Raw genomic sequence first — 19,766 nt, forward strand, 5'->3', positions numbered from 1 at the left:
ACGGCGGCCCGGAAGTGTGACGGACTCAGCTCCAGTCCCGGCCCGAGCGGCCGCGCTTGGTGTCCGCGCGCTGCTTCTTCTCCCGCAGCCGTCGTTCGTTGATACCGCGCGGGATGCGGGTCGGTCTGCGGGGCTTGGGCGGGGGCGCACTGGCCTCCGCGAGGAGCGCGGCGAGGCGTACGGCGGCGGCCTCGCGGTTGCGCCACTGGGAGCGGTGCTCGGAGGAGCGGACGGTGACGACTCCGTCGACGAGCCGGCCGGCCAGCCGCTGCAACGCCCGCTCCTTCCACACCGGGGGCAGTGCCTCGGTGCGCGCGAGGTCGAAGCGCAGCTCCACCTGCGAGTCACTGGTGTTGACGTGCTGTCCGCCGGGCCCCGACGACCTGGAGAAACGCCACATCAGCTCGGCCTCGGGAAGGGAGACGGAGCCACGGATGAGGTAGGGACCGGACATGCCCACCATGGTCGCGCGACCGGCCCGTCCACGTCACCCGAAATACCCGGGGCGGTGGAACCGGGGACGGGAAGTAAAGAAAGTAAAGCGGGCTGGAACCTTCCCGGGCTCCCTCGGCGTTGATACGGGTAGCTGTACCTTTTCCGCCGTACCGAACCAAAGGAAGGGACTCCCAAGAATGGCTGTAAGCCTGTCCAAGGGTGGCAACGTCTCGCTCACCAAGGAGGCTCCGGGCCTGACCGCCGTCACCGTGGGCCTCGGCTGGGACGTCCGCACCACCACCGGCACGGACTTCGACCTGGACGCCTCCGCCATCGCGGTCAACGCACAGGGCAAGGTCTACTCGGACGCCCACTTCGTCTTCTTCAACAACAAGCAGACGCCGGACAACTCGATCGTCCACACCGGTGACAACACCACCGGCCAGGGCGAGGGCGACGACGAGGCCATCAACGTCAACCTGGCCGCGCTCCCGGCCGACATCGACAAGGTCGTCTTCCCGGTCTCCATCTACGACGCGGAGAACCGCGGCCAGAACTTCGGCCAGGTCCGCAACGCGTACATCCGCATCGTGAACCAGGCCGGCAGCGCCGAGATCGCGCGCTACGACCTCTCCGAGGACGCCGCCACCGAGACGGCCATGGTCTTCGGCGAGCTGTACCGCAACGGCGCGGAGTGGAAGTTCCGCGCGGTGGGCCAGGGCTACGCCTCGGGCCTGGTCGGCATCGCCCAGGACTTCGGCGTCAACGTCTGACGGACGCGGCACCGCCGAGCGGGGCCCCGAGCCACGGCGCACACGGCCGCGGCGCGGGGCCCCGCCGAACCGGGAGCCGTACCGGGGGCGGCGTGCCCGCCGAACGGTGGGTTCCGGCGGTAGATTCCCCGGATGCTCCTCGAACCTCTGCCTTCCGACCGGGAGTTGCCGGCCCCGCTGCTGGCCGAGCTGACCGGGCTGTTCGCGTCCAACCGGGCCTTCCACCGGATCAGCGGCGACTTCCCCGACCCGGACGACGTCCGCCCGGACCAGGTCGCGGCCGTGCTCGCCGAGGAACTGGCCACGCCGGGCGCCGAGGCGCTGACGGCACGCATCGCCGCCGGCGAACGCCTCGTCGGCATCGCGGTCACGCTCGCCCGCCATCCCGACCCTTCCGATCCGGACCCGTGGATCGGCCTGCTGATGGTGCACGCGGACGCACAGGGCAGGGGCCACGGCCGCGCCCTCGCGACCGCCGTGGAGGAACGCTTCCGCGCCCAGGGCCGCACGGCCGTACGCCTCGCCGTCCTGGCCGCCAACCCGAGGGGCCTGGCCTTCTGGACCGCTCTCGGCTACGTCCACCTCGCCGACCGCGCAGACCGCGCCCACGGCCGCCCCTGTACCGTCCTGCGCAAGGCGCTCCACCCCTGAGGCAGTCGGGCCCCGGAGGCAGTCGAGCACCGGAGCGGCGGGCGTCAGGGGTGGGCCGGTTTGCCGTTGCCGTACAGCCAGTCCTTCCAGATCCCGGTGAAGTCCGTGCCGGGGAACTGCTTCTCCACGTACGCGGTGAAGTCGGCGGTGTCGGCGCTGCCGTACCGGTGGGAGGCGGGCCAGCTGCGCAGGAGGGCGAAGAAGCCCTTGTCGCCGACCTTCTGGCGGATCTTGTGCAGGACCATCGCGCCGCGCTCGTACACGGGGCTGTCGGAGATGTGGGCGGCGCCGGACGGCTTCGCGGGCGGATAGGCCCAGATACTGTCGTCGTCGCCGTCGTAGAGGTCGGTGAAGATCTTCTGGGCCGAGTCGCCGTCGTGATCCTCCTGCCACAGCCACTGGGCGTAGGTGGCGAAGCCCTCGTTGAGCCACATGTCCTGCCAGGACTTCGGAGTGACCGAGTCGCCGTACCACTGATGGGCCAGTTCGTGCACGACCGTCCCGGTGTCCGGGGCGCCGGGGAAGGTCGGCCGGTTCTGGGTCTCCAGGGCGTATCCGGCGTCGCCCTCCCCGGCGACGATCGCGCCGACGGAGGAGAAGGGGAACGGCCCGAAGGTGTCCTCCTCCCACTTGACTATGCCGGGCAGCCGCGCGATCACGTCCGCGCTGTCCTTCGCCTGGTCCGGGGCGACGGCGGTGAGGATCGGCAGCCCGTGCGGGCCGGTGGTGCGGGTGAGGGTGAAGTGGCCGACGGCGACCGTGGCCAGATAGCTCGCCATGGGCTGGGCGGTGTGCCAGTGGTACGACGTGCGGCCGCCCCGGGTGCTCTGGCCTGCCAACTCGCCGTTGGAGACGGCCTGGAGGCCCTTCGGGACGGTGACGGTGATGTCGTAGGCCGCCTTGTCGGAGGGGTGGTGGTTGCCGGGGAACCAGGCCATGGAGCCGACGGGCTCGCCGAGGCCGAGAGCGCCGTCGGCGGTGAGCAGCCAGCCCTCCTTGGAGCCGTCGGGGTCGGTGAGGGTGCGCGGGACGCCCGAGTAGCGCACGGTCGTGCGGAACGTCTCGCCCGCGTTCAGGTCGGTGTGCGGGCGGACGGTCAGCTCCTGCCCGGACCGGCCGAAGGGGGCCTTCCTGCCCTCGACGGTGACCGAGTCGACGTGCAGTCCGACGAGGTCGAGGTCGAAGGCGGACAGGTCCTGGAGGGCGCGGGCGGTGATGACCGCCGTACCGGTGAGGCGGTGGCCGGAGGGGCTGTAGTCGAGGGTGAGGGCGTAGTGCTCCACGTGGTAGCCGCCGTTGCCGGCCTGCGGGAAGTACGGATCGTGCACACCCGGGCTGCCCGGGGTGCCGTGCACACCGCCTTCGGCCGCCGTTCCGGTAAGAGCCAGGCTGAAGGTGAGCAGGGCCGCGGCGGCCGGGACGGCCACGGCGAGGCGTACGGAACGGGGCACGGCAGCGATCCTATGGGGCACCGGTCTTACTTATGGGATCCGAAATTAAGGGCCGGGCAGGGACCCGTGACACCATCGGTGCGTGCTCGACATCGGCTACGCCCTCTCCAACAAGTTCCCGGACCCGCCGCAGACCGACTACCGCCGTGCGGACGTCCACGCGCTGCGGCACGACCTGTTCTGCGGTGACGTCTATCTCGCGGACACCGAGTCGGACCGGGAGCTGTCCACAGCCTGGGGATGGGTGCCGGTGCTGGACTTCGCGTGGGCGCTGTGCGACATCGTGGAGCGGCTGGACCGGGACCCGATGGGCTCGCGCGCCGCGCGCCCGCAGCAGGCCGAGCTGGACTTCACCGAGTCCACCGACCGGATGCTGTTCGAGCGCCGCTTCGGCTGGGTGGACATCGAGGCCGACTGGATGCCGGCCGAGGAGGCCCCGCTCAGCTTCGGCCACGCCGAGCTGCGCCGCGAGGCCCGCGACTTCCTGCACGATCTGATCGCGGACCTCACCGACCTCCACGACGACCTGGCGGAGAACCCGGCGATCTGGACCCTCCAGGCCCGCTTCCCCCGTCTGCCGTGAACCATGGCGCCGTAACGACTACTCCACTCTGATCCCCAGCTCCGCCGCCAGCAGCGGTGCCAGATCCAGCAGTTGCCCCGTGCTGATCACCGCCCCGGACAGCCGGTCCAGGCCGCGGACGATCTCCAGCGGGGCGGCTCCGCGCAGATCCACGTCCTTCAGCGTCGCGCTGCCGAAGTCGGCCCCCTTCAGCGCGCAGCCGACGAACTCCACCCGCTCCAGGCTCGCCCCCGCGAAGTCCGGCTCGACCAGCACACAGGACTCGAAGACGACGTCTCTGAGGCGGGCCTCGCGCAGATTGAGATAGTCGATCTTGCCGCCGCGGACCACCACCCGCTCCAGCACGGCGCCGTGCAGCTGGGTGCCGCCGAGGCGCGCGTCGACCACCTCGACGTCCCGGAACGTGGACTCGGCGAGATGCGTGCCGACTCCGCGCAGCCCCGTCAGCACCGAGTCCAGCACTCTGGCCCGGCCGAGCGCCGTACCGTCCACGGCGCAGGCCGTCAGCGCGCAGTCCAGGAAGCGGGCGCCCGAGCCGTCCTGCCCGCTCAGGTCCGCGTCCTGGAACTCCAGCCCGTCGTAGTCCCCGTCCGGCTCCAGCCCGCCGCCGGACCACGGGGTCAGCGGCGGCAGCCGCACCTCCGGCCGCCGCGCGCCCTTCGCCCGCTTCCCGCCCTCACCCGTCGCTCTCCTCGCCATGCCCCCATGCTGCACCCCGCCACTGACACTCACCCCGGCCGCCGCTCGACCTCGACCGGGCCCGAGGTGCGCCCGGCGTCCCCTGGGGAACCGGTTCAGTGGCGCCCCGCCACCCGGTCCGCCGCCTTCGCCAGACGGGAGGACTCGGTTCCGGGGTACAGGCGTTCGCGCTGGTCGGCGGTGCGGTAGGTGGCGTACATGCCGTGGACGCCCAGCCAGCGGAAGGGCTCCGGCTCCCACTTGCGGACCGTGTGGTTCACCCAGGGCAGGTCCGTGAGGTCGGTGCGGCCGCCCTGCCCGGAGTCCCGCTGGACCAGGTCGCGCAGGGTGCGGGCGGCCAGGTTGGTCGTGGCGACGCCGGAGCCGACGTAGCCGCCCGCCCAGCCGAGGCCCGTCGAGCGGTCCAGGGTGACCGTGGCGCACCAGTCGCGGGGGACGCCGAGGACGCCCGACCAGGCGTGCTCGACGCGCACCCCGGCCAGGGAGGGGAAGAAGCGGGTCAGGATCTCGTGCAGGGCCTCGACCGTCGCCGCCTGTGTGCGGCCGTCGTTGTCGGTGCGCGAGCCGAAGCGGTACGGCACTCCGCGGCCGCCCAGCGCGATCCGGCCGTCGGCCGTGCGCTGCGCGTACATGTACGCGTGCGCCATGTCGCCCAGGGTCTCGCGCCCCTCCCAGCCGATCGACGCCCACTGCTCCTCGGTCAGCGGCTCGGTCGCGATCATCGAGGAGTTCATGGGGAGCCAGGTGCGCTTCTGACCCTTCAACCGCGCCGTGAAGCCCTCCGTGCAGCGCAGCACGTACGGGGCGCGGACCGTACCGTAGGGCGTGACGGCGTGCTTGGAGCGGATCTCCGTCACCGGCGTCGACTCGTGGATCACCACTCCCAGCGCCTCGACCGTCGCCGCCAGGCCCTTCACCAGCTTCACCGGGTGCAGCCGGGCCCCGTGCGGGGTCCAGGCCGAGCCCACCGCGTCCGCGACCCGGATCCGCTCGGCCGTCTCGCGGGCGCCGTACAGCTCCCGGTCCGTCTCGCCGTACGACAGCTCGTGCGCGTGGAAGGCCTTCAGGCGCGCCAACTGGGCTGGTGTCGTGGCGACTTCGAGGACGCCGCCGCGGTGGATGTCCGCCTCGATGCCCTCGGCCCCGGCCACCGCGATCACCTCGGCGACCGTGTCGTTCATCGCCTTCTGGAGGCGTACGGCGGCCTCGTGGCCGTGCAGCTTCGCGTACCGGTCGCGGCCCGCGATCCCGTTGTAGAGCCAGCCGCCGTTGCGGCCGGAGGCGCCGTAGCCGCAGAACTTCTGCTCCAGGACCGTGATGCGCAGGAAGGGGGCGGCCTTCTTCAGGTAGTAGGCGGTCCACAGGCCCGTGTATCCGCCGCCCACGATCACGACATCGGCCGTGGCGTCCCCGGACAGCGGCTCGCGTACCGCCGGGAGGCCGTCGTCCGTGTACCAGTAGGAGATCCCGCCGTTGACGACGCCGCCCGCGAAGCCGGGGGCCGCACTGCTTGCCGAGCTGCTCATGGCCGGGACGTTAGCCCCTCGTCCCGGCCAGTGTCTCCTTCGGATTCCATGCTTTTCCGCGCCCTCTGACCAGCGGACAGCAGGCCAGCCCGATCAGCACCGAGACGAAGTGGCCCAGATCGGTGAAGGTCCGCCCCTCGGCCAGCGGCAGCCCGTAGATGACCAGCACCACCAGCAGATACGCGTACCGCCAGGGGGGCGCGATCCGGTACGTGAGCACCGCGATGACCCCGGCCAGCGCGTAACTCACCCCGATGTCCAGGGTGTTGACCGCGCGGTACGGGGCGATGCCGTCCCGGATCGCGATCAGCAGGGCGCCCTCGCTGATCAGGGTCGCGAACACGTGCGCCAGCACGCACACCGCGAGCCAGCGCGCCGTGCCGAGCCAGCGCTCCACGGGCGCGTGGAACACCGTGTACAGGAAGGCGTACGGAATCCAGTGGCCGCTGTCGATCCAGAACGCGCTCGCCACCAGCACCCGCACCGGGTTGTGCGACAGTTCGTGGATGTTGGTCGAGCGCCGGCGCAGGAAGTGCTGCTCGAAGTCGGGCGACATGCGGTGCAGGGCGACGGTCGTGACGAACAGGACCAGCAGCCACACGTAGGTTCCGGGTGCGCTGCGGATCCACGACCACACCGCGGCCCGTACCACTGTGAGGCCCCGCTTGATTCGCATGAGCCGATTCACGCACGCCAGTATCGTCCCGTCCGTGATCGACATCCCCGACGGCCTGGCCGAGGCGCAGGCGAAGTACAACGGCGCGGCGGGGCGGGCCTTCGTCGCCGCGCTGCCCGGGCTGGCGGCCCGCTTCCTGGACCGCTGGGGGCTGCGGCTCGACGGGCCGGCCATGAACGGCGTCAGCGCGCTCGTCCTGCCGGTCACCGGCGCGGACGGCACCCGGGCCGTGCTCAAGCTCCAGCTGCCGGACGAGGAGACCGACGGCGAACCGGTCGCGCTGCGGGTCTGGGACGGTGACGGCGCCGTACGGCTCCTCGACCACGATCCGGCCACCGGCACCATGCTCCTGGAGCGCCTGGACGCCTCCCGGATGCTGTCCTCGACGGCCGACACCCGTGCCGCCGTTCTCGTGATCGCCCGGCTGCTCGCCCGGCTGACCTCCTTCCCCGCACCGCCCGAGCTGCGCCGGCTCGGCGACATCGCCGCCGCCCTGCTGGAGCGGACGCCGTGGGCGCTGGCGCGGATCCCCGACCCCGGGACCCGCCGTACGGTCGCCGACTGCGCGGCGGCCGTACGGGAGGTCGTCGCCGAGCCCGGCGACCGGCTGCTCCACTGGGACCTGCACTTCGAGAACGTGCTCGCGGCCGGCCGCGCCGACTGGCTCGCCATCGATCCCAAGCCGCTGGCCGGCGACCCGGGCTTCGAGCTGTGGCCCGCGCTGGTCAACCGGTTCGAGGCGGCCGAGGTCGCCTGGCGCTTCGACGCGATGACCGACGTCCTCGGCCTCGACCGGGAGCGGGCCCGCGCCTGGACGCTGGGCCGGCTGCTGCAGAACGCCGTGTGGGACGTGACGGACGGCCGCCCGGTCGAGGAGCGCCGGTCGGAGATCGCGCGCCGGCTGCTTCCCCGGCCCTGACCGGGGAAACCATGATCAAGGATTTACCGCCCTCTCCTTGTCCCCGGTGAACGGCGTGGCTAGTTTTCGTCCGCCCCCCAGTCATCACACGGGACCATCAGAAGGGCACTTCCTTGCACTCACGGAGACGTCGGGCGGCATCCGCCGCCGCCGTCCTGTCCACCAGCGCGCTCATATCCACCGCGCTGTCCACCGGCTGGCTCACGGCCGCCGCCTCCGCCGCTCCGTCGGCGAACGGCGCGGCCCACGCCAAGCACCTGTGCGCCCACCCCACCGCGCCGGGCCACGTGGCGTGCCTCGCCGAGGCCCGCACCGATGTCCTCCAGCGTCTGACGGTGAGCCCGCACACCACGCCGTCCGGCTACGGCCCCGCGGACCTCCAGAGCGCCTACAACCTGCCGTCGGCGAGCGCCGGTTCGGGCCGGACCGTCGCGATCGTCGACGCCCTGGACGACCCGAACGCGGAGTCCGACCTCGCCGCCTACCGCGCCCAGTACGGCCTGCCCGCCTGCACCACCGCCAACGGCTGCTTCCACAAGGTGAACCAGACCGGCGGCACCACGTACCCCGCGGCGGACGCGGGCTGGGCCGGCGAGATCTCCCTCGACCTCGACATGGTCAGCGCCGTCTGCCCGCAGTGCCACATCACGCTCGTCGAGGCCTCCTCCACGAGCACCAGCGACATCGGCACCGCCGAGAACGAGGCCGTCGCCCTCGGCGCCAGGTACGTCTCCAACTCCTTCGGCGGCCCCGAGGACCCGAGCGAGACCACCGACGACGTCCAGTACTTCAACCACCCCGGCGTCGCCATCACCGTCAGCGCGGGCGACAGCGGCTACGGCGTCCAGTACCCGGCGTCCTCCCCCTACGTCACCGCGGTCGGCGGCACCTCGCTCAGCCGCGCGGGCACCGCCCGCGGCTGGTCCGAGTCGGTGTGGTCCACCAGCAGCACCGAGGGCACCGGATCCGGCTGCTCCGCGGACGAGGCCAAGCCCACCTGGCAGACCGACACCGGCTGCTCCCACCGCACCGTCGCGGACGTCTCCGCGGTCGCCGACCCGGCCACCGGCGTCGCCGTCTACGACACCTACGGCGGCTCGGCCGGCTGGAACGTATACGGCGGCACCAGCGCCTCCTCGCCCATCATCGCGGCCACCTACGCCCTCGCCGACACCCCGGCCGCGAACAGCTACCCGTCGACGTACGCCTACGGGCACACGTCGGCCCTGAACGACGTCACCGCGGGCAGCGACGGCACCTGCTCCACCAGCTACCTGTGCACGGCGGCCACCGGCTACGACGGCCCGACCGGTCTCGGCACCCCGAACGGCACCGCCGCCTTCGCCTTCGGCGCGAACGGCGTCAACTCCCTCCAGCCCGGCCAGAAGCTCACCTCCGGCCACCGGCTGAGCAGCGCGAACATCACGCTGACCATGGGCAGCGACGGCAACCTGGTCGCGTACCTCAAGACGAACGGCACCAGCGGCAGCGGCCCGGCGATCTGGTCGACCCACACCAGCGGCCACTCCGGCGCCTACGCGTCCATGCAGGCCGACGGCAGCCTGGTCGTCTACTCCAGCACCGGCACCGCCCTGTGGTCGACCCACACCAGCGGCCACTCCGGCGCCTACTTCCTGGTCCAGGACGACGGCAACCTGGTGGTCTACGGCTCCGGCGGCGGCCCGAGCACGGGCGGCTCGCTGTGGGCCGACGGCACGAACGTGCACTCGGCGACGATCGGCTCCGGCCAGAAGCTCACGGCCGGCTGGTGGGCCCAGGCCCGGTACACCCGCCTGGCGATGCAGCCGGACGGCAACCTCGTGCTGTACCGCAAGCGCGACGGCAAGGCGATCTGGTCCACCGGCACCTCCGGCCACTCCGGCGCCTACACCTCCATGCAGGCCGACGGCAATCTGGTCGTCTACTCCAGCACCGGCACCGCCCTGTGGTCCACCCACACCTACGGCCACTCCGGCGCGTACGCGGTGATGCAGAACGACGGCAACGTCGTCGTCTACACCGCCACCGGCGGCACGGGCAAGGGCGGCGCCCTGTGGGCGAGCAACACACGGTCGTACCTGCCCTGAGCCGCACCCGCCCTGTGTGGGGCTGGATGGGGTACACGGTCGTAAGTCACCGCACATAACCCGTCCAGCCCGACTGGAGTCCGCACGAGGACCTCCCTCGCGTCAGGACGCCATTCTGTACGAGCCCTCGTACGAGAAGGGGAAGCAGCGCAGGGCGTCCCGGGCCGCGCGGTGGGCCGCCTCGATGACGTGCGGCCCGACGCTGGGGGCGAGCACGAGCGACGCCTCGACCGGCTCGACCGGCGGGAAGCACTCCTCGGGAGCCTTGCGCAGCCCCCACAGTTCGTCCGCGTTGGCCGGCAGGCAGGTGTTGCCGAGTCCGGCGCGGATCGCCGCCCGGACGCCGGGCAGATCGGGGCCCTCGTACACGCTTCTCCAGGGCACCCCGCCCAGGGCGACGGAGTTCAGCACATGGACCCGCAGGTTGCACGGCTCGACGCACAGCACCAGCGGGAGCGGAGCGCCCGCCTCGATCAGATGACGGCCGAACCAGGCGAGTTGGACGCGCCCCAGGAACAGGTCCCGGCTGCCGCGCGGCGGCGCGGAGACCACGGCGAGGTCCAGTTCGCCGTCGCCGACGCGGGCGGTGAGCGGTGCGCTCAGCCCCGTGCGCAGGGCGATCCGGGCGTCCGGCAGCAGCCGGGTGAGCGTGGCCAGCAGTTCCGGCATGGCGGGTTCGAACTGCTGCGAGACGCCCACCGAGAGGTGTAACTCGGTGCGCGGTACGGCGCTGACGCGGCCGACCGCCTCGTCGTTGAGAGCGACGATCCGCCGGGCGTATCCGGCGAGTTCCTCGGCCCGCGGACTGAGCCGGAGCCGGCGCCCGGTACTGGTGAACACCGGACCATTCAGCAGGGATTCGAGTTTGCGTATGTGCTGGCTCACCGCGGGCTGTGTGAGCGAAAGTCGCTCGGCAGCACGATGGAAACCTCCCGTTTCCAGAATAGTAACGAGGGTACGCAGCTGACCGACATCCAGATTGCGAGACATAACTACCTCGGTGTGTGGGGGGCTTGCATTTTCACCAACAAGGCCACCTGCCCAGGAAGTCCCCGCATCACCCTATCTTGACGGGATCTTGACAAGGCCTTTTCCTGTTACACCGATCCACCGATAAGCGGGAATTATTGAACCAATAACAAATTCTTGTTGGCCGACCCGTTGAGGCTTCACCTAGGGTTTTGAACAGCCAGTGTGGCAGCCATCGATGTGCCCGGACACCCATTCCCGGGCCTTTCAGGGGGACTCAGTGAACAAGTCCGAATACTTCGACGCGCGCACCACCGTAGAGCGAGTAAGCCTGGGAAACCTGCTGGAAAAGCTGGACGTCGGGACCGGTCCCGAGCCGTACCCGATTGTTCGGTACACCCAGGTCCTGAAGGAACTCCGGAAGCAGTCGGCCGGCATCGGAAACGAACGACAGCAGGTGGAATTCGGTCGGCTCGTCGAGAAATCACTCCGGGAACTCGGAGCGGAACTCGGGCTTCCGGAAGAGCACTTCTCCGTGGACACCTCAGGCGATCCGCTGCTCGTCAAGGAGGGTGCCGGGCAGCACTGGATCCTCCCCACCCACTTCGAGGGCGGCGCCTACTTCAGCGCCCCGCACGCCGACCACCAGTACGCCCTGGCCGCGCACCAGATACCCCGCATCAACATCGGCCGGTACGTCCGGTTCGGCAAGGGGAGCGGGATCAACGCGGGCGGCGACATCACCATCGGCGACGGCGCCTGGCTGTCCCCCGGCAGCCTGCTGCTGCGCCAGGACCACAGCGCGTACGGACGGCCCTCGATCGGGGCGCGCACCGTCTCCATGACGGACCAGCCGGGCGTCGTCCTGCGGGACTACGCATGGGTGGGACGCGACGCCATGGTCGGCTGGAACAGCGACTACCTGGGCCTGGCGAGCGTCGTGGGCACCCGGTCCTTCATCAACAGCTGGGTGGGCGACTACTCCATCGTCGGCGACCACGGCCGCATCCTCCAGTACCAGCCGTTCAAGGCCTTCCTGTTCGGCCGGTTCCAACTGAGCGTGGAGGAGGTGCTGCGGATCTCCGACTGGGGGAAGGTCGACGCGGACTGGCTGCGGACCTACGCCGCCGAGAGCGGCCCGCTGCTCGGCTCCGGCGACGACCTGTCAGAACTCGCCGAGCTCACAAGTGAGTTGAGGCACCCGCGGATGCGCACCCTGCTGCTGAAGCCGGACTCCCTGCGCCTCGTGCCCCTGCTCGCCGAGGCCCGTCTCGACATCGCCACGCACTCCCCGGACCTCACGCCCCACGTGCTCCAGTGGGCCGGCGACCACAAGGCCCTGCGCGTCCGGGTGCGTTCGGACCTCACCGGCGCCACGCTGCCCTTCGAGACCGCCGGTCACTTCCACTACAACAAGCGGACCGGCTACGACCTCACGATCAGCGAGCACGCCCCCGGCACCACGGTCGTCCCGTTCGCCGAGCTGGAGCGCACCCTGCTCCAGGGCGGCCTCCTGGTCAGCGACGTCCGCGACGTGCCGGGCGGCGGCCCGCTCCCCGACAACCTCGTCGAGACCGCCGACCTGACCCTCGCCGGAAACCAGTACAAGGTGTTCAGGAAGAAGTGATCACCATGACGCGGAAGACCGCCGGATCGTACGAACTCGCCGTCGAGTACGCCGCCAGCGGGCTGTCCTGGCCGGAGTTCCTGGACGGCCGGCCCGAACAGCCCCTCCCCGCCGGGCAGGTGCCCTTCCTGCCCGCCGACCGGTCAAGGGCCGCCGTCTACAGCTTCGGCTACACCCACTCCGTCGTGAACGGGGCGAAGGTGGAGAAGGGACGGCTGGACTTCTACTACAAGGGCACCGGGGACCTCCTGCGCACCGACGGCGACCGGCTCACCAGCCCGGTGCCGCTGACGTCCGGCGGCATCGAGGTCGAGTACTGCGCCGCCTACTGCGTGAACAAGCAGGGCGAGCCGGTCTACCTCGGCTTCACGCTGGCCAACGACTTCTCGGACGCGGGCCTCAGACACGCCCGCCGGAACCTGGCCAACCTGTCGAAGCTCCAGCCGACGGTCGTCGCCGCCGAGGCCGTGCTGGAGGAACTGCCGCCGACCAGCGCCGTCAGCGCGTCGATCAGCCGGGACGGCCGGGTCGTGTGGCAGCGCGACGGGGCCCTCGGCAGGCGGGAGATGCTCTACTCCCCGCGCGTCCTGGAACGGCTGCTGCTGCACCGGCGCGGCCTGTTCGAGGCCGGCACGGTCGTGTATCTCCTGCTGGGCTCCTGCATCAGCTCGCACAAGGACGGGGCCGAGCTGCGCGACGGTGACGTCATCGCGATGCGGGACACGTACTCGGGCCTGAGCCTGACCACCCCCTTCGCCTGCTGAACCGGCCGGTCCCGGCTCCCCGCCGGCACCGGCCCCGGTCAACGCGAGGCCGGCGCGCCCTCGGGCTCGCCGGCCTCGCGCCGCCGTTCGGGCCCCGGCTCCGCGGCCCCCATGTTGTGGATCACGGCGGCCAGCAGCCCCGGGAACCGCCCCTCGAACTCGTCGACACGCAGCCGGGCGCTCTGCTGCTGCCCCTGGTGGCTGCGCCAGATCAGCCCGCACTCGCGCAGGACACGGAAGTGGTGCGAGGCGTTCGACTTGCTGATGCCGAGGTCGTTGTAGATCACCGAGCACTCGGTCTCGCCGCGTTCGGCCAGCAGGGCGACGATCCGCAGGCGCAGCGGGTCGCTCAGCCCGTGCATCGCCTGGGCGAGGCTGACGTTGTCCAGTTCGGCATGAAACCTGTCGCGCATGCCTACGACCCTACTGCGCCGCGCCGCCCCTTCCAATGGTTCAACAACTCTTGTACCGTTGGACCATGAATCCAAGGATCTACCTCCTGGCCCTTGGCACCTTCACGGTCGGAACCGAGGGTTACGTGATCGCCGGCGTCCTCCCGGACGTGGCCCACGACCTGCACTCCACGGTGTCGATGTGCGGGCAGATGGTCACGGTCTTCGCCGTCGTCTACGCCTTAGCGGGTCCGCCCCTGATCGGCCAGTTCCAGCACGTTCCGCTCAAGAAGCTGCTCATCTGGGCGGCCGTCGGCTTCGCCGCCGCCAACGTGCTCGCCGCCGTCTCCCCCAACCTCGTCACCCTGGCCGTGGCCCGGGTCCTCGCCGCGCTGGGCGCCGCCCTCTTCGCCGCGCCCGCCGCGGCCGCAGCCGCCGCGCTGAGCAAACCCGAGGAGCTGCCGCGCGCCATCGCCGTCACGGCCGGCGGCAACGCGATCGCCCTCACCCTCGGCGCCCCCATCGGCACGGTCGTCGGCGCGGCCCTCGGCTGGCGGGCCTCCTTCGGCTTCGTCACGGCCCTGGCCCTCGTCACCGCCGTCGCCATCGCGGCCTGGCTCCCGGACGTCCCGGGCACCGCGGGCGCGACCGCCGGCCGGCTCAACCTGCTGCGCCGCGGCGCCGTCCGCTGGGGCCTGGTCACCACGTTCGGCCTGTTCCTGGCCGCCTACACGATGTACACGTACCTCGCCCCCATCGCGCAGCGCTCCACCGGCCTCGGCAGCACCGGCGTGGCCGCCCTGATGGTCGTCTTCGGCGCGGGCGGGTTCACCGGCGGCCGCATCATCGGCTCCGTCCTGGCCAAGCACGCGCTCGCGAACGTCCTGCGCACGGCGCTGCTGCTGATCACCGCGTTCCTCGCGGTACTGACCCTGCTGACCGTCGCGCACCTGCACACGACGGCGCGGATCATCGCCTTCCCGCTCCTGTTCGCCTTCGGCATGGCCTGGTGGTCGGGCGGCATCAGCCAGCAGACCCGCCTGGCCGGCCTCGCCCCCGAGCAGCGCTCCCAGGCCCTCGGCCTGCACTTCTCCGCACAGTTCCTCGGCGTCGCCGTCGCCGGCGCGCTCGGCGGCGTGACGCTGTCCACGATCGGGGCGGCCGGCGTTCCGGCGGTGGCGGGAGCGATCGCACTGGCGGCACTGGTGAGCGTGCGTCAGGTGGTGCCGGGAGCCGACGGGGCCCGCGGCGGCGCCACGCCGGCGGCTTCCACGACCTCCACGGCGCCGGGCGCTGCCCGCGTGGAGTGAGGCCGACTCCACCGGAGGCGGATCGCCGTCGAGAACTGCCGTCGATGCCCTCACGATCATGGATCGTGAGGGCATCGCCCCAGGTGGAGCCGGTAGAGCCAGAGCCCCCTGTCGGATTCGAACCGACGACCTTCGCTTTACAAGAGCGGTGCTCTGACCAGCTGAGCTAAGGAGGCGTGCGCATGGGCGCCCGTGCAGTGTACCCACCTCCGCGCCGGGTCCTGTCGAAAATCTCCGCGAAGTTCACCGTCGCCCGGGTACTGACAGACCGAGTGAACGCCAGGTACCGTCCTGATCCAGTTCACCCGCGTGGACCACAGCGCGTGGACTGCACCCACCACCTTCCTACAACGGATCGTCCGGCACGTTCCTGCCGGTAGAAGGGGGCCCCTCACCATGGCCACAGTCACGTTCGACAAGGCGACCCGGATCTACCCGGGTTCCACCAAGCCCGCCGTCGACGGTCTCGACATCGCGATCGAGGACGGCGAGTTCCTCGTCCTGGTCGGCCCGTCCGGTTGCGGAAAGTCCACCTCCCTGCGGATGCTCGCGGGCCTGGAGGACGTCAACGGCGGCGCCATCCGCATCGGTGACCGCGACGTCACCCACCTGCCGCCCAAGGACCGGGACATCGCCATGGTGTTCCAGAACTACGCCCTGTACCCGCACATGACCGTCGCCGACAACATGGGCTTCGCGCTCAAGATCGCCGGCGTCAACAAGGCGGAGATCCGGCAGAAGGTCGAGGAGGCCGCCAAGATCCTCGACCTCACCGAGTACCTCGACCGCAAGCCGAAGGCCCTCTCCGGCGGTCAGCGCCAGCGTGTCGCGATGGGCCGCGCGATCGTCCGCGAGCCACAGGTCTTCCTCATGGACGAGCCGCTGTCCAACCTGGACGCCAAGCTCCGCGTCTCCACCCGTACGCAGATCGCGTCCCTGCAGCGCCGTCTCGGCATCACCACCGTCTACGTCACCCACGACCAGGTCGAGGCCATGACGATGGGCGACCGCGTGGCGGTCCTCAAGGACGGCCTGCTCCAGCAGGTCGACTCGCCGCGCAACATGTACGACAAGCCCGCGAACCTCTTCGTCGCCGGCTTCATCGGCTCCCCCGCCATGAACCTGATCGAGGTCCCGGTCACCGACGGCGGCGTGAAGTTCGGCAACAGCGTCGTCCCCGTCAACCGCGAGGCCCTGACGGCCGCCACCGACAAGGGCGACCGCACGGTGACCGTCGGCGTCCGGCCCGAGCACTTCGACGTGGTCGAACTGGGCGGAGGCGCGGCCGCGTCCCTCTCCAAGGACAGCGCGGACGCCCCGGCCGGTCTCGCCGTCTCGGTGAACGTGGTCGAGGAGCTGGGCGCCGACGGCTACGTCTACGGCACCGCCGAGGTCGGCGGCGAGGTCAAGGACCTGGTGGTCCGGGTCAACGGCCGCCAGGTGCCGGAGAAGGGCTCCACGCTGCACGTCGTGCCGCGGCCGGGCGAGATCCACGTGTTCTCCACGTCGACGGGCGAGCGCCTCTCCGACTGAGCTGGGCGTTTGCGCCGGAGTTGACGAATGGGGCCCCGCGGAGTGCCGCGGGGCCCCATTCGCGTCGTATGTACCGCCGGAAATACCCCGGCACAGCGATCATTTCGGGTGAGCGGCGTCAACCCCATACCCAGAAAAAGGCACGACCTCATCCCCCGTAAGAGTGACTCAATGTCGCCAAATCATTACCGGGCGCTACCCTCACACGCGTGAAGCACTCCACCAACCCTCAGACGCGACGCGGCCACCGGGGCGGCCCTGCCCGCCACATCGGCCGCACTCTCGCCCTCGTCCTGCCCGTCGTCCTGGTGCTCTCCGGGACCCTCGCGGTCACGCGGGTCAACTGGACCGGGAGCCCCCGCAGCTCGGTGCTGGCCGCCTCGGACGTCTCCCCGGCGGAGGTTTCCCCCGCGTCCGCCGAGAAAGCTCCCGAGACCCCGCAGGACGCGCTCCGTGACCGGCTGATCAGCGAGCTCCAGGACAAGAACCCGGGGGTGGTCCTCACCCACCTCCAGCAGGCCGTCAACGACCACCCGTCGCTGGCCAAGCACTGCTCGTCCATCGCCCGCGCCCTCGGCCAGGCCGCCGCGCGCATCTACGGCGCCTCGCACGCCCAGTCCTACGCCCGCCCGGTGTGCGACACGTCGTTCGCCTCGGGCGTGCTCGCCGCGCACAGCTGAGCCGGAGCCCGGGCCCGCGTCGTTGTCGGCCGGCCCGGGCGGAGCGCCACGTACAGTGCGGGCATGACCCATCCCAACGCCGCGTCGCGCCCCACCCAAGCCGTGGTCCTGGCCGGTGGCCAGGGCTCCCGGCTGCGTCCGTACACCGACGACCGGCCCAAGCCGATGGTCGAGATCCCCGGCACGGGCACTCCGATCATCGGCCATCAGCTGTCCTGGCTCGCCGAGGAAGGCGTCACGGACGTGGTGGTCTCCTGCGGCCACCTCGCCGAAGTCCTGCAGAAGTGGCTGGACTCCGCCGACCTGCCGGTCTCCGTCACCACCGTCGTGGAGACCGAGCCCCTCGGCCGCGGCGGCGGCCTCAAGTACGCCGCCGCGCACCTCCCCCGCCCCGACCGGCCGTGGTACGCCACCAACGGCGACATCTGGACCCGCTTCTCCCTGCGGGACATGGCCGACTTCCACACCGAGCAGGACGCCACGGCCACCCTGGCCCTGGCCCGTCCCCGTATCCCGTGGGGTGCGGTGCGGACCGACGGGTTCGGGCACATCACCGACTTCATCGAGGCACCGCCGTCGACGTTCGAGATCAACGCCGGCGTGTACGTCTTCTCGCCCGAGTTCGCCGGGATGCTCCCGGAGCGGGGCGACCATGAGCGGACCACGTTCCCCCGGCTGGCCCGGGAAGAGCGGCTCTTCGGATTCCCCATTCCGCAGGGGGCCTACTGGCGGGCCATCGACACCGCCAAGGACCTGACGGAAGCCGCCAAGGAGCTGGCGGCTCTGGGCCGTTGACGGCAAAGGGCCCCGCATCGTCGTGATGCGGGGCCCTTGCCTTTCGCGCGCCTTTCGCTGCGCCGACTACCGGCTACCGGCTGCCGGTCAGCCCAACAGGCCGCCCACCAGGCCCGGTTGGCCGGAGGACGACGCGCCGCCGGAGCTGCCCGAGCCGCCCGAGGACGTCGGGCCGCCGGTCGCCGTACCGCCCGTGCTGGTCGGGCCCGCGGTGGTGCTCGGGGTGCCGCCCGTCGGGGAGGAGTGGTGACGCGGGAGCTGGCCCGAGGTGCCCTGGGTCTCGCTGGGCACCGTCGTACCAGCCGCGCTGCGCGTGGCGCCCGGGGTCGTCGCCGCGCCGGAGGGGCTCGCACCGCCCGTGGGGGGCGTGGAGGCCGACGGGGAGGTGCTGTGCCGCCGGCCCGGCTCCTGCGGGAGCGGGGAGCCCGGGAGGTTGTTGCGGGGGGCCTCGCCGGGGCCGGGGACGACCACGCGGCTGGAGTCGCGTACGGCGCCGCCCAGCAGGGAGCCGACGAGCAGGGTGAGGCCGGCCGTGACGGCCGTGATCAGGGCGCCGCGGCGCAGGACGTAGCGGCGCAGCTCCCAGATGTCGGAGCGGGGGCCGAGGCGCCGCCAGGCACCGGCCGCGAGCCGGCCGTCCACGGAGTAGACGGGCGCACCGGCGATGATCAGCGGCGACCAGGCGGCGAGGTAGATGATGTCGGGCGCGTCGTAGGCGGGGACCGTCTTCCAGCTGACCGTGACGATCAGGGCGGCGGAGAGCAGGGCACCGACGACCGCGGCCACGCGCTGCCAGCAGCCGAGGATCGTCAGGACGCCCACGACCACCTGGAGGAAGGCGATGACCAGGCCGGAGCCGACCGGATGGTGCAGGGCGAACTGGCGCAGCGGCTCGGCCACGTCCCACGGGTGCAGGGTGTTGAGCCACTTGACCATGGAGCCGCGCTTGCCGCCGTCGAAGTAGACGGGGTCGCACAGCTTGCCCATGCCGGCGTAGATGGAGATGAAGCCGAGGAAGATGCGCAGCGGGAGCAGGACGACGCCGAGGTTCATCCGGCGGCCCGGGTAGTAGGCGTGCCGGGCGAGGTCTTCGCCCTGGCGCCGCACGGGGCGCGCGAGGTCGTCGAGGGCGCGGTCCCGGCGGCCCGGGTGATCCGCGTACGCGTCGTAACCGTCGCGGTCGTCGTAGCCGTCGTAGTCGTCGTAGCCGTGGGGGCGTCCGAAGTCGGCTTCCTGGTACGGGGGTTCGTCGTAGGCGCCGCCGGCCGTGCCCATGTGGGGCAGCAGGCGGGTGCCGTCGGCGTCCGGGGCGGTGCGCTGGTGGCCCACGACCGGGGTCTCGACCGTCTGGTCCAGCGCGTCGTAGCCGTCGTCGTAGCCGGTGCCGACGCGCGGGATGACCTGGGTGGCGCCGCCCTCGGGCTCCTCGGTCTGGCGGACGCTGCCCCGCACGGCCTGGAGGAGCCGGTGGGCGCCGGTGTCGTCGGGGGCGGACTTGCCGCTCCACACGACGGGGCGGCGGCGGCCGACGGCGCCCGCCCGGCCCTCGGGGCTCATGGCGGGCATCCCGGCGGTGTGATGGGCGGCACTCAGATGCCGGGCGATCCGCGGGGATTGGGTCCGCTTCGCCGACGCGCTCAGCTGCACGCGGAAGCTGGCGTGATTGACGATGACCTGCGCCGGATCGCTCGGCACCTTCACCATGCTCAGCGCGGGAGCGTCTTCGGGACCGGACGAGAATCCGGACTTGAATCCCGACGAGCGGTCCCCCGTGGGTGTGCGGGGTGTTCTGGTGTCCACACTCATCTAACCGAGTGACGTGGAGTTAGGACACGTCTTTGACCGGTCGGATGTGTCCGGACCCCGTCAAAGGGGCCCGGAGCACTGCAGGAACAC

Annotated in this window: 19 protein-coding genes and 1 tRNA gene; 11 read left to right on the forward strand and 9 right to left on the reverse strand. The window is 71.3% G+C overall.

All coding sequences use genetic code 11. The annotated features are described in order from the left end of the window. Positions 1-25 precede the first annotated feature (25 nt). On the reverse strand, positions 26-463 hold the full coding sequence (gene arfB, locus ACZ4MF_RS09505; RefSeq protein ID WP_356020305.1) for an alternative ribosome rescue aminoacyl-tRNA hydrolase ArfB: 438 nt from the start codon (positions 461-463) through the stop codon (positions 26-28). A gap of 169 nt (positions 464-632) precedes the next feature. Between arfB and ACZ4MF_RS09510 the strand changes: the two genes are divergently transcribed. Further along, on the forward strand, positions 633-1,208 hold the full coding sequence (locus tag ACZ4MF_RS09510; protein WP_467491348.1) for a TerD family protein: 576 nt from the start codon (positions 633-635) through the stop codon (positions 1,206-1,208). Positions 1,209-1,340: 132 nt separating this feature from the next. Then, complete coding sequence (locus ACZ4MF_RS09515) at positions 1,341-1,859, forward strand: GNAT family N-acetyltransferase (RefSeq protein WP_467491350.1); 519 nt, start codon at positions 1,341-1,343, stop codon at positions 1,857-1,859. Positions 1,860-1,903: 44 nt separating this feature from the next. Here the strand turns inward: ACZ4MF_RS09515 and ACZ4MF_RS09520 are convergent, their stop codons facing one another. Continuing rightward, entirely contained in the window at positions 1,904-3,310 is a 1,407-nt protein-coding gene (locus tag ACZ4MF_RS09520; protein WP_467491352.1) for a M1 family metallopeptidase, read from the reverse strand. Positions 3,311-3,392: 82 nt separating this feature from the next. Here ACZ4MF_RS09520 and ACZ4MF_RS09525 point away from each other — a divergent pair, with 82 nt between their 5' ends. Then, positions 3,393-3,893 carry a hypothetical protein gene (locus ACZ4MF_RS09525; RefSeq protein ID WP_356020314.1) on the forward strand — a complete coding sequence of 167 codons (501 nt, stop codon included), beginning with the start codon at positions 3,393-3,395 and terminating at the stop codon, positions 3,891-3,893. Between the two features lie 18 nt (positions 3,894-3,911). On the opposite strand, the gene ACZ4MF_RS09530 is transcribed toward ACZ4MF_RS09525, so the two are convergent. The 3 genes from ACZ4MF_RS09530 to ACZ4MF_RS09540 all read right to left on the reverse strand — a co-directional run bounded on the left by ACZ4MF_RS09530 (position 3,912) and on the right by ACZ4MF_RS09540 (position 6,794). After that, entirely contained in the window at positions 3,912-4,592 is a 681-nt protein-coding gene (locus tag ACZ4MF_RS09530) for a pentapeptide repeat-containing protein (protein ID WP_467491354.1), read from the reverse strand. 95 nt (positions 4,593-4,687) lie between these two features. Then, on the reverse strand, positions 4,688-6,118 hold the full coding sequence (locus ACZ4MF_RS09535; RefSeq protein WP_467491356.1) for an NAD(P)/FAD-dependent oxidoreductase: 1,431 nt from the start codon (positions 6,116-6,118) through the stop codon (positions 4,688-4,690). Positions 6,119-6,128: 10 nt separating this feature from the next. Beyond that, on the reverse strand, positions 6,129-6,794 hold the full coding sequence (locus tag ACZ4MF_RS09540) for a rhomboid-like protein (protein WP_467491358.1): 666 nt from the start codon (positions 6,792-6,794) through the stop codon (positions 6,129-6,131). On the opposite strand from ACZ4MF_RS09540, the gene ACZ4MF_RS09545 reads away from it, so the two are divergent. Both ACZ4MF_RS09545 and ACZ4MF_RS09550 read left to right on the forward strand, forming a co-directional pair. Next, positions 6,793-7,713, forward strand: coding sequence for an aminoglycoside phosphotransferase family protein (locus ACZ4MF_RS09545; protein ID WP_467491360.1), 921 nt, complete (start codon positions 6,793-6,795; stop codon positions 7,711-7,713). The genes ACZ4MF_RS09540 and ACZ4MF_RS09545 overlap by 2 nt on opposite strands. Positions 7,714-7,826: 113 nt before the next feature. Next, entirely contained in the window at positions 7,827-9,800 is a 1,974-nt protein-coding gene (locus ACZ4MF_RS09550) for a hypothetical protein (RefSeq protein WP_467491362.1), read from the forward strand. 102 nt (positions 9,801-9,902) lie between these two features. Here the strand turns inward: ACZ4MF_RS09550 and ACZ4MF_RS09555 are convergent, their stop codons facing one another. Next, entirely contained in the window at positions 9,903-10,790 is an 888-nt protein-coding gene (locus ACZ4MF_RS09555; RefSeq protein WP_356020326.1) for a LysR family transcriptional regulator, read from the reverse strand. A gap of 259 nt (positions 10,791-11,049) precedes the next feature. Here ACZ4MF_RS09555 and ACZ4MF_RS09560 point away from each other — a divergent pair, with 259 nt between their 5' ends. Both ACZ4MF_RS09560 and ACZ4MF_RS09565 read left to right on the forward strand, forming a co-directional pair. Then, entirely contained in the window at positions 11,050-12,396 is a 1,347-nt protein-coding gene (locus ACZ4MF_RS09560; protein WP_467491364.1) for an acyltransferase, read from the forward strand. Between the two features lie 5 nt (positions 12,397-12,401). Continuing rightward, complete coding sequence (locus ACZ4MF_RS09565) at positions 12,402-13,160, forward strand: hypothetical protein (protein ID WP_467491366.1); 759 nt, start codon at positions 12,402-12,404, stop codon at positions 13,158-13,160. Between the two features lie 38 nt (positions 13,161-13,198). Here the strand turns inward: ACZ4MF_RS09565 and ACZ4MF_RS09570 are convergent, their stop codons facing one another. After that, positions 13,199-13,573 carry an ArsR/SmtB family transcription factor gene (locus ACZ4MF_RS09570; RefSeq protein ID WP_467491368.1) on the reverse strand — a complete coding sequence of 125 codons (375 nt, stop codon included), beginning with the start codon at positions 13,571-13,573 and terminating at the stop codon, positions 13,199-13,201. A 65-nt stretch (positions 13,574-13,638) separates the two neighbouring features. Here ACZ4MF_RS09570 and ACZ4MF_RS09575 point away from each other — a divergent pair, with 65 nt between their 5' ends. Then, entirely contained in the window at positions 13,639-14,862 is a 1,224-nt protein-coding gene (locus tag ACZ4MF_RS09575) for an MFS transporter (RefSeq protein ID WP_467491370.1), read from the forward strand. 102 nt (positions 14,863-14,964) lie between these two features. On the opposite strand, the gene ACZ4MF_RS09580 is transcribed toward ACZ4MF_RS09575, so the two are convergent. Next, a tRNA-Thr gene (locus ACZ4MF_RS09580) sits at positions 14,965-15,038 on the reverse strand. Positions 15,039-15,258: 220 nt separating this feature from the next. Between ACZ4MF_RS09580 and ACZ4MF_RS09585 the strand changes: the two genes are divergently transcribed. The 3 genes from ACZ4MF_RS09585 (at position 15,259) to ACZ4MF_RS09595 (ending at position 17,870) form a co-directional block, all read left to right on the forward strand. Then, on the forward strand, positions 15,259-16,395 hold the full coding sequence (locus ACZ4MF_RS09585) for an ABC transporter ATP-binding protein (protein ID WP_467491372.1): 1,137 nt from the start codon (positions 15,259-15,261) through the stop codon (positions 16,393-16,395). Positions 16,396-16,604: 209 nt separating this feature from the next. After that, positions 16,605-17,075, forward strand: a complete 471-nt coding sequence (locus tag ACZ4MF_RS09590; RefSeq protein WP_356020339.1) for a hypothetical protein — start codon at positions 16,605-16,607, stop codon at positions 17,073-17,075. A gap of 63 nt (positions 17,076-17,138) precedes the next feature. After that, a complete protein-coding gene (locus tag ACZ4MF_RS09595) occupies positions 17,139-17,870 on the forward strand; it encodes a nucleotidyltransferase family protein (protein ID WP_467491374.1) in 732 nt (243 codons plus the stop codon). An 87-nt stretch (positions 17,871-17,957) separates the two neighbouring features. Here the strand turns inward: ACZ4MF_RS09595 and ACZ4MF_RS09600 are convergent, their stop codons facing one another. Then, the gene (locus tag ACZ4MF_RS09600) at positions 17,958-19,676 is read right to left on the reverse strand and encodes a DoxX family protein (protein ID WP_467491376.1); all 1,719 of its coding nucleotides are present in this window, start codon (positions 19,674-19,676) and stop codon (positions 17,958-17,960) included. Positions 19,677-19,766 lie beyond the last annotated feature (90 nt).

The organism is Streptomyces sp. NPDC025793, assembly GCF_055558375.1.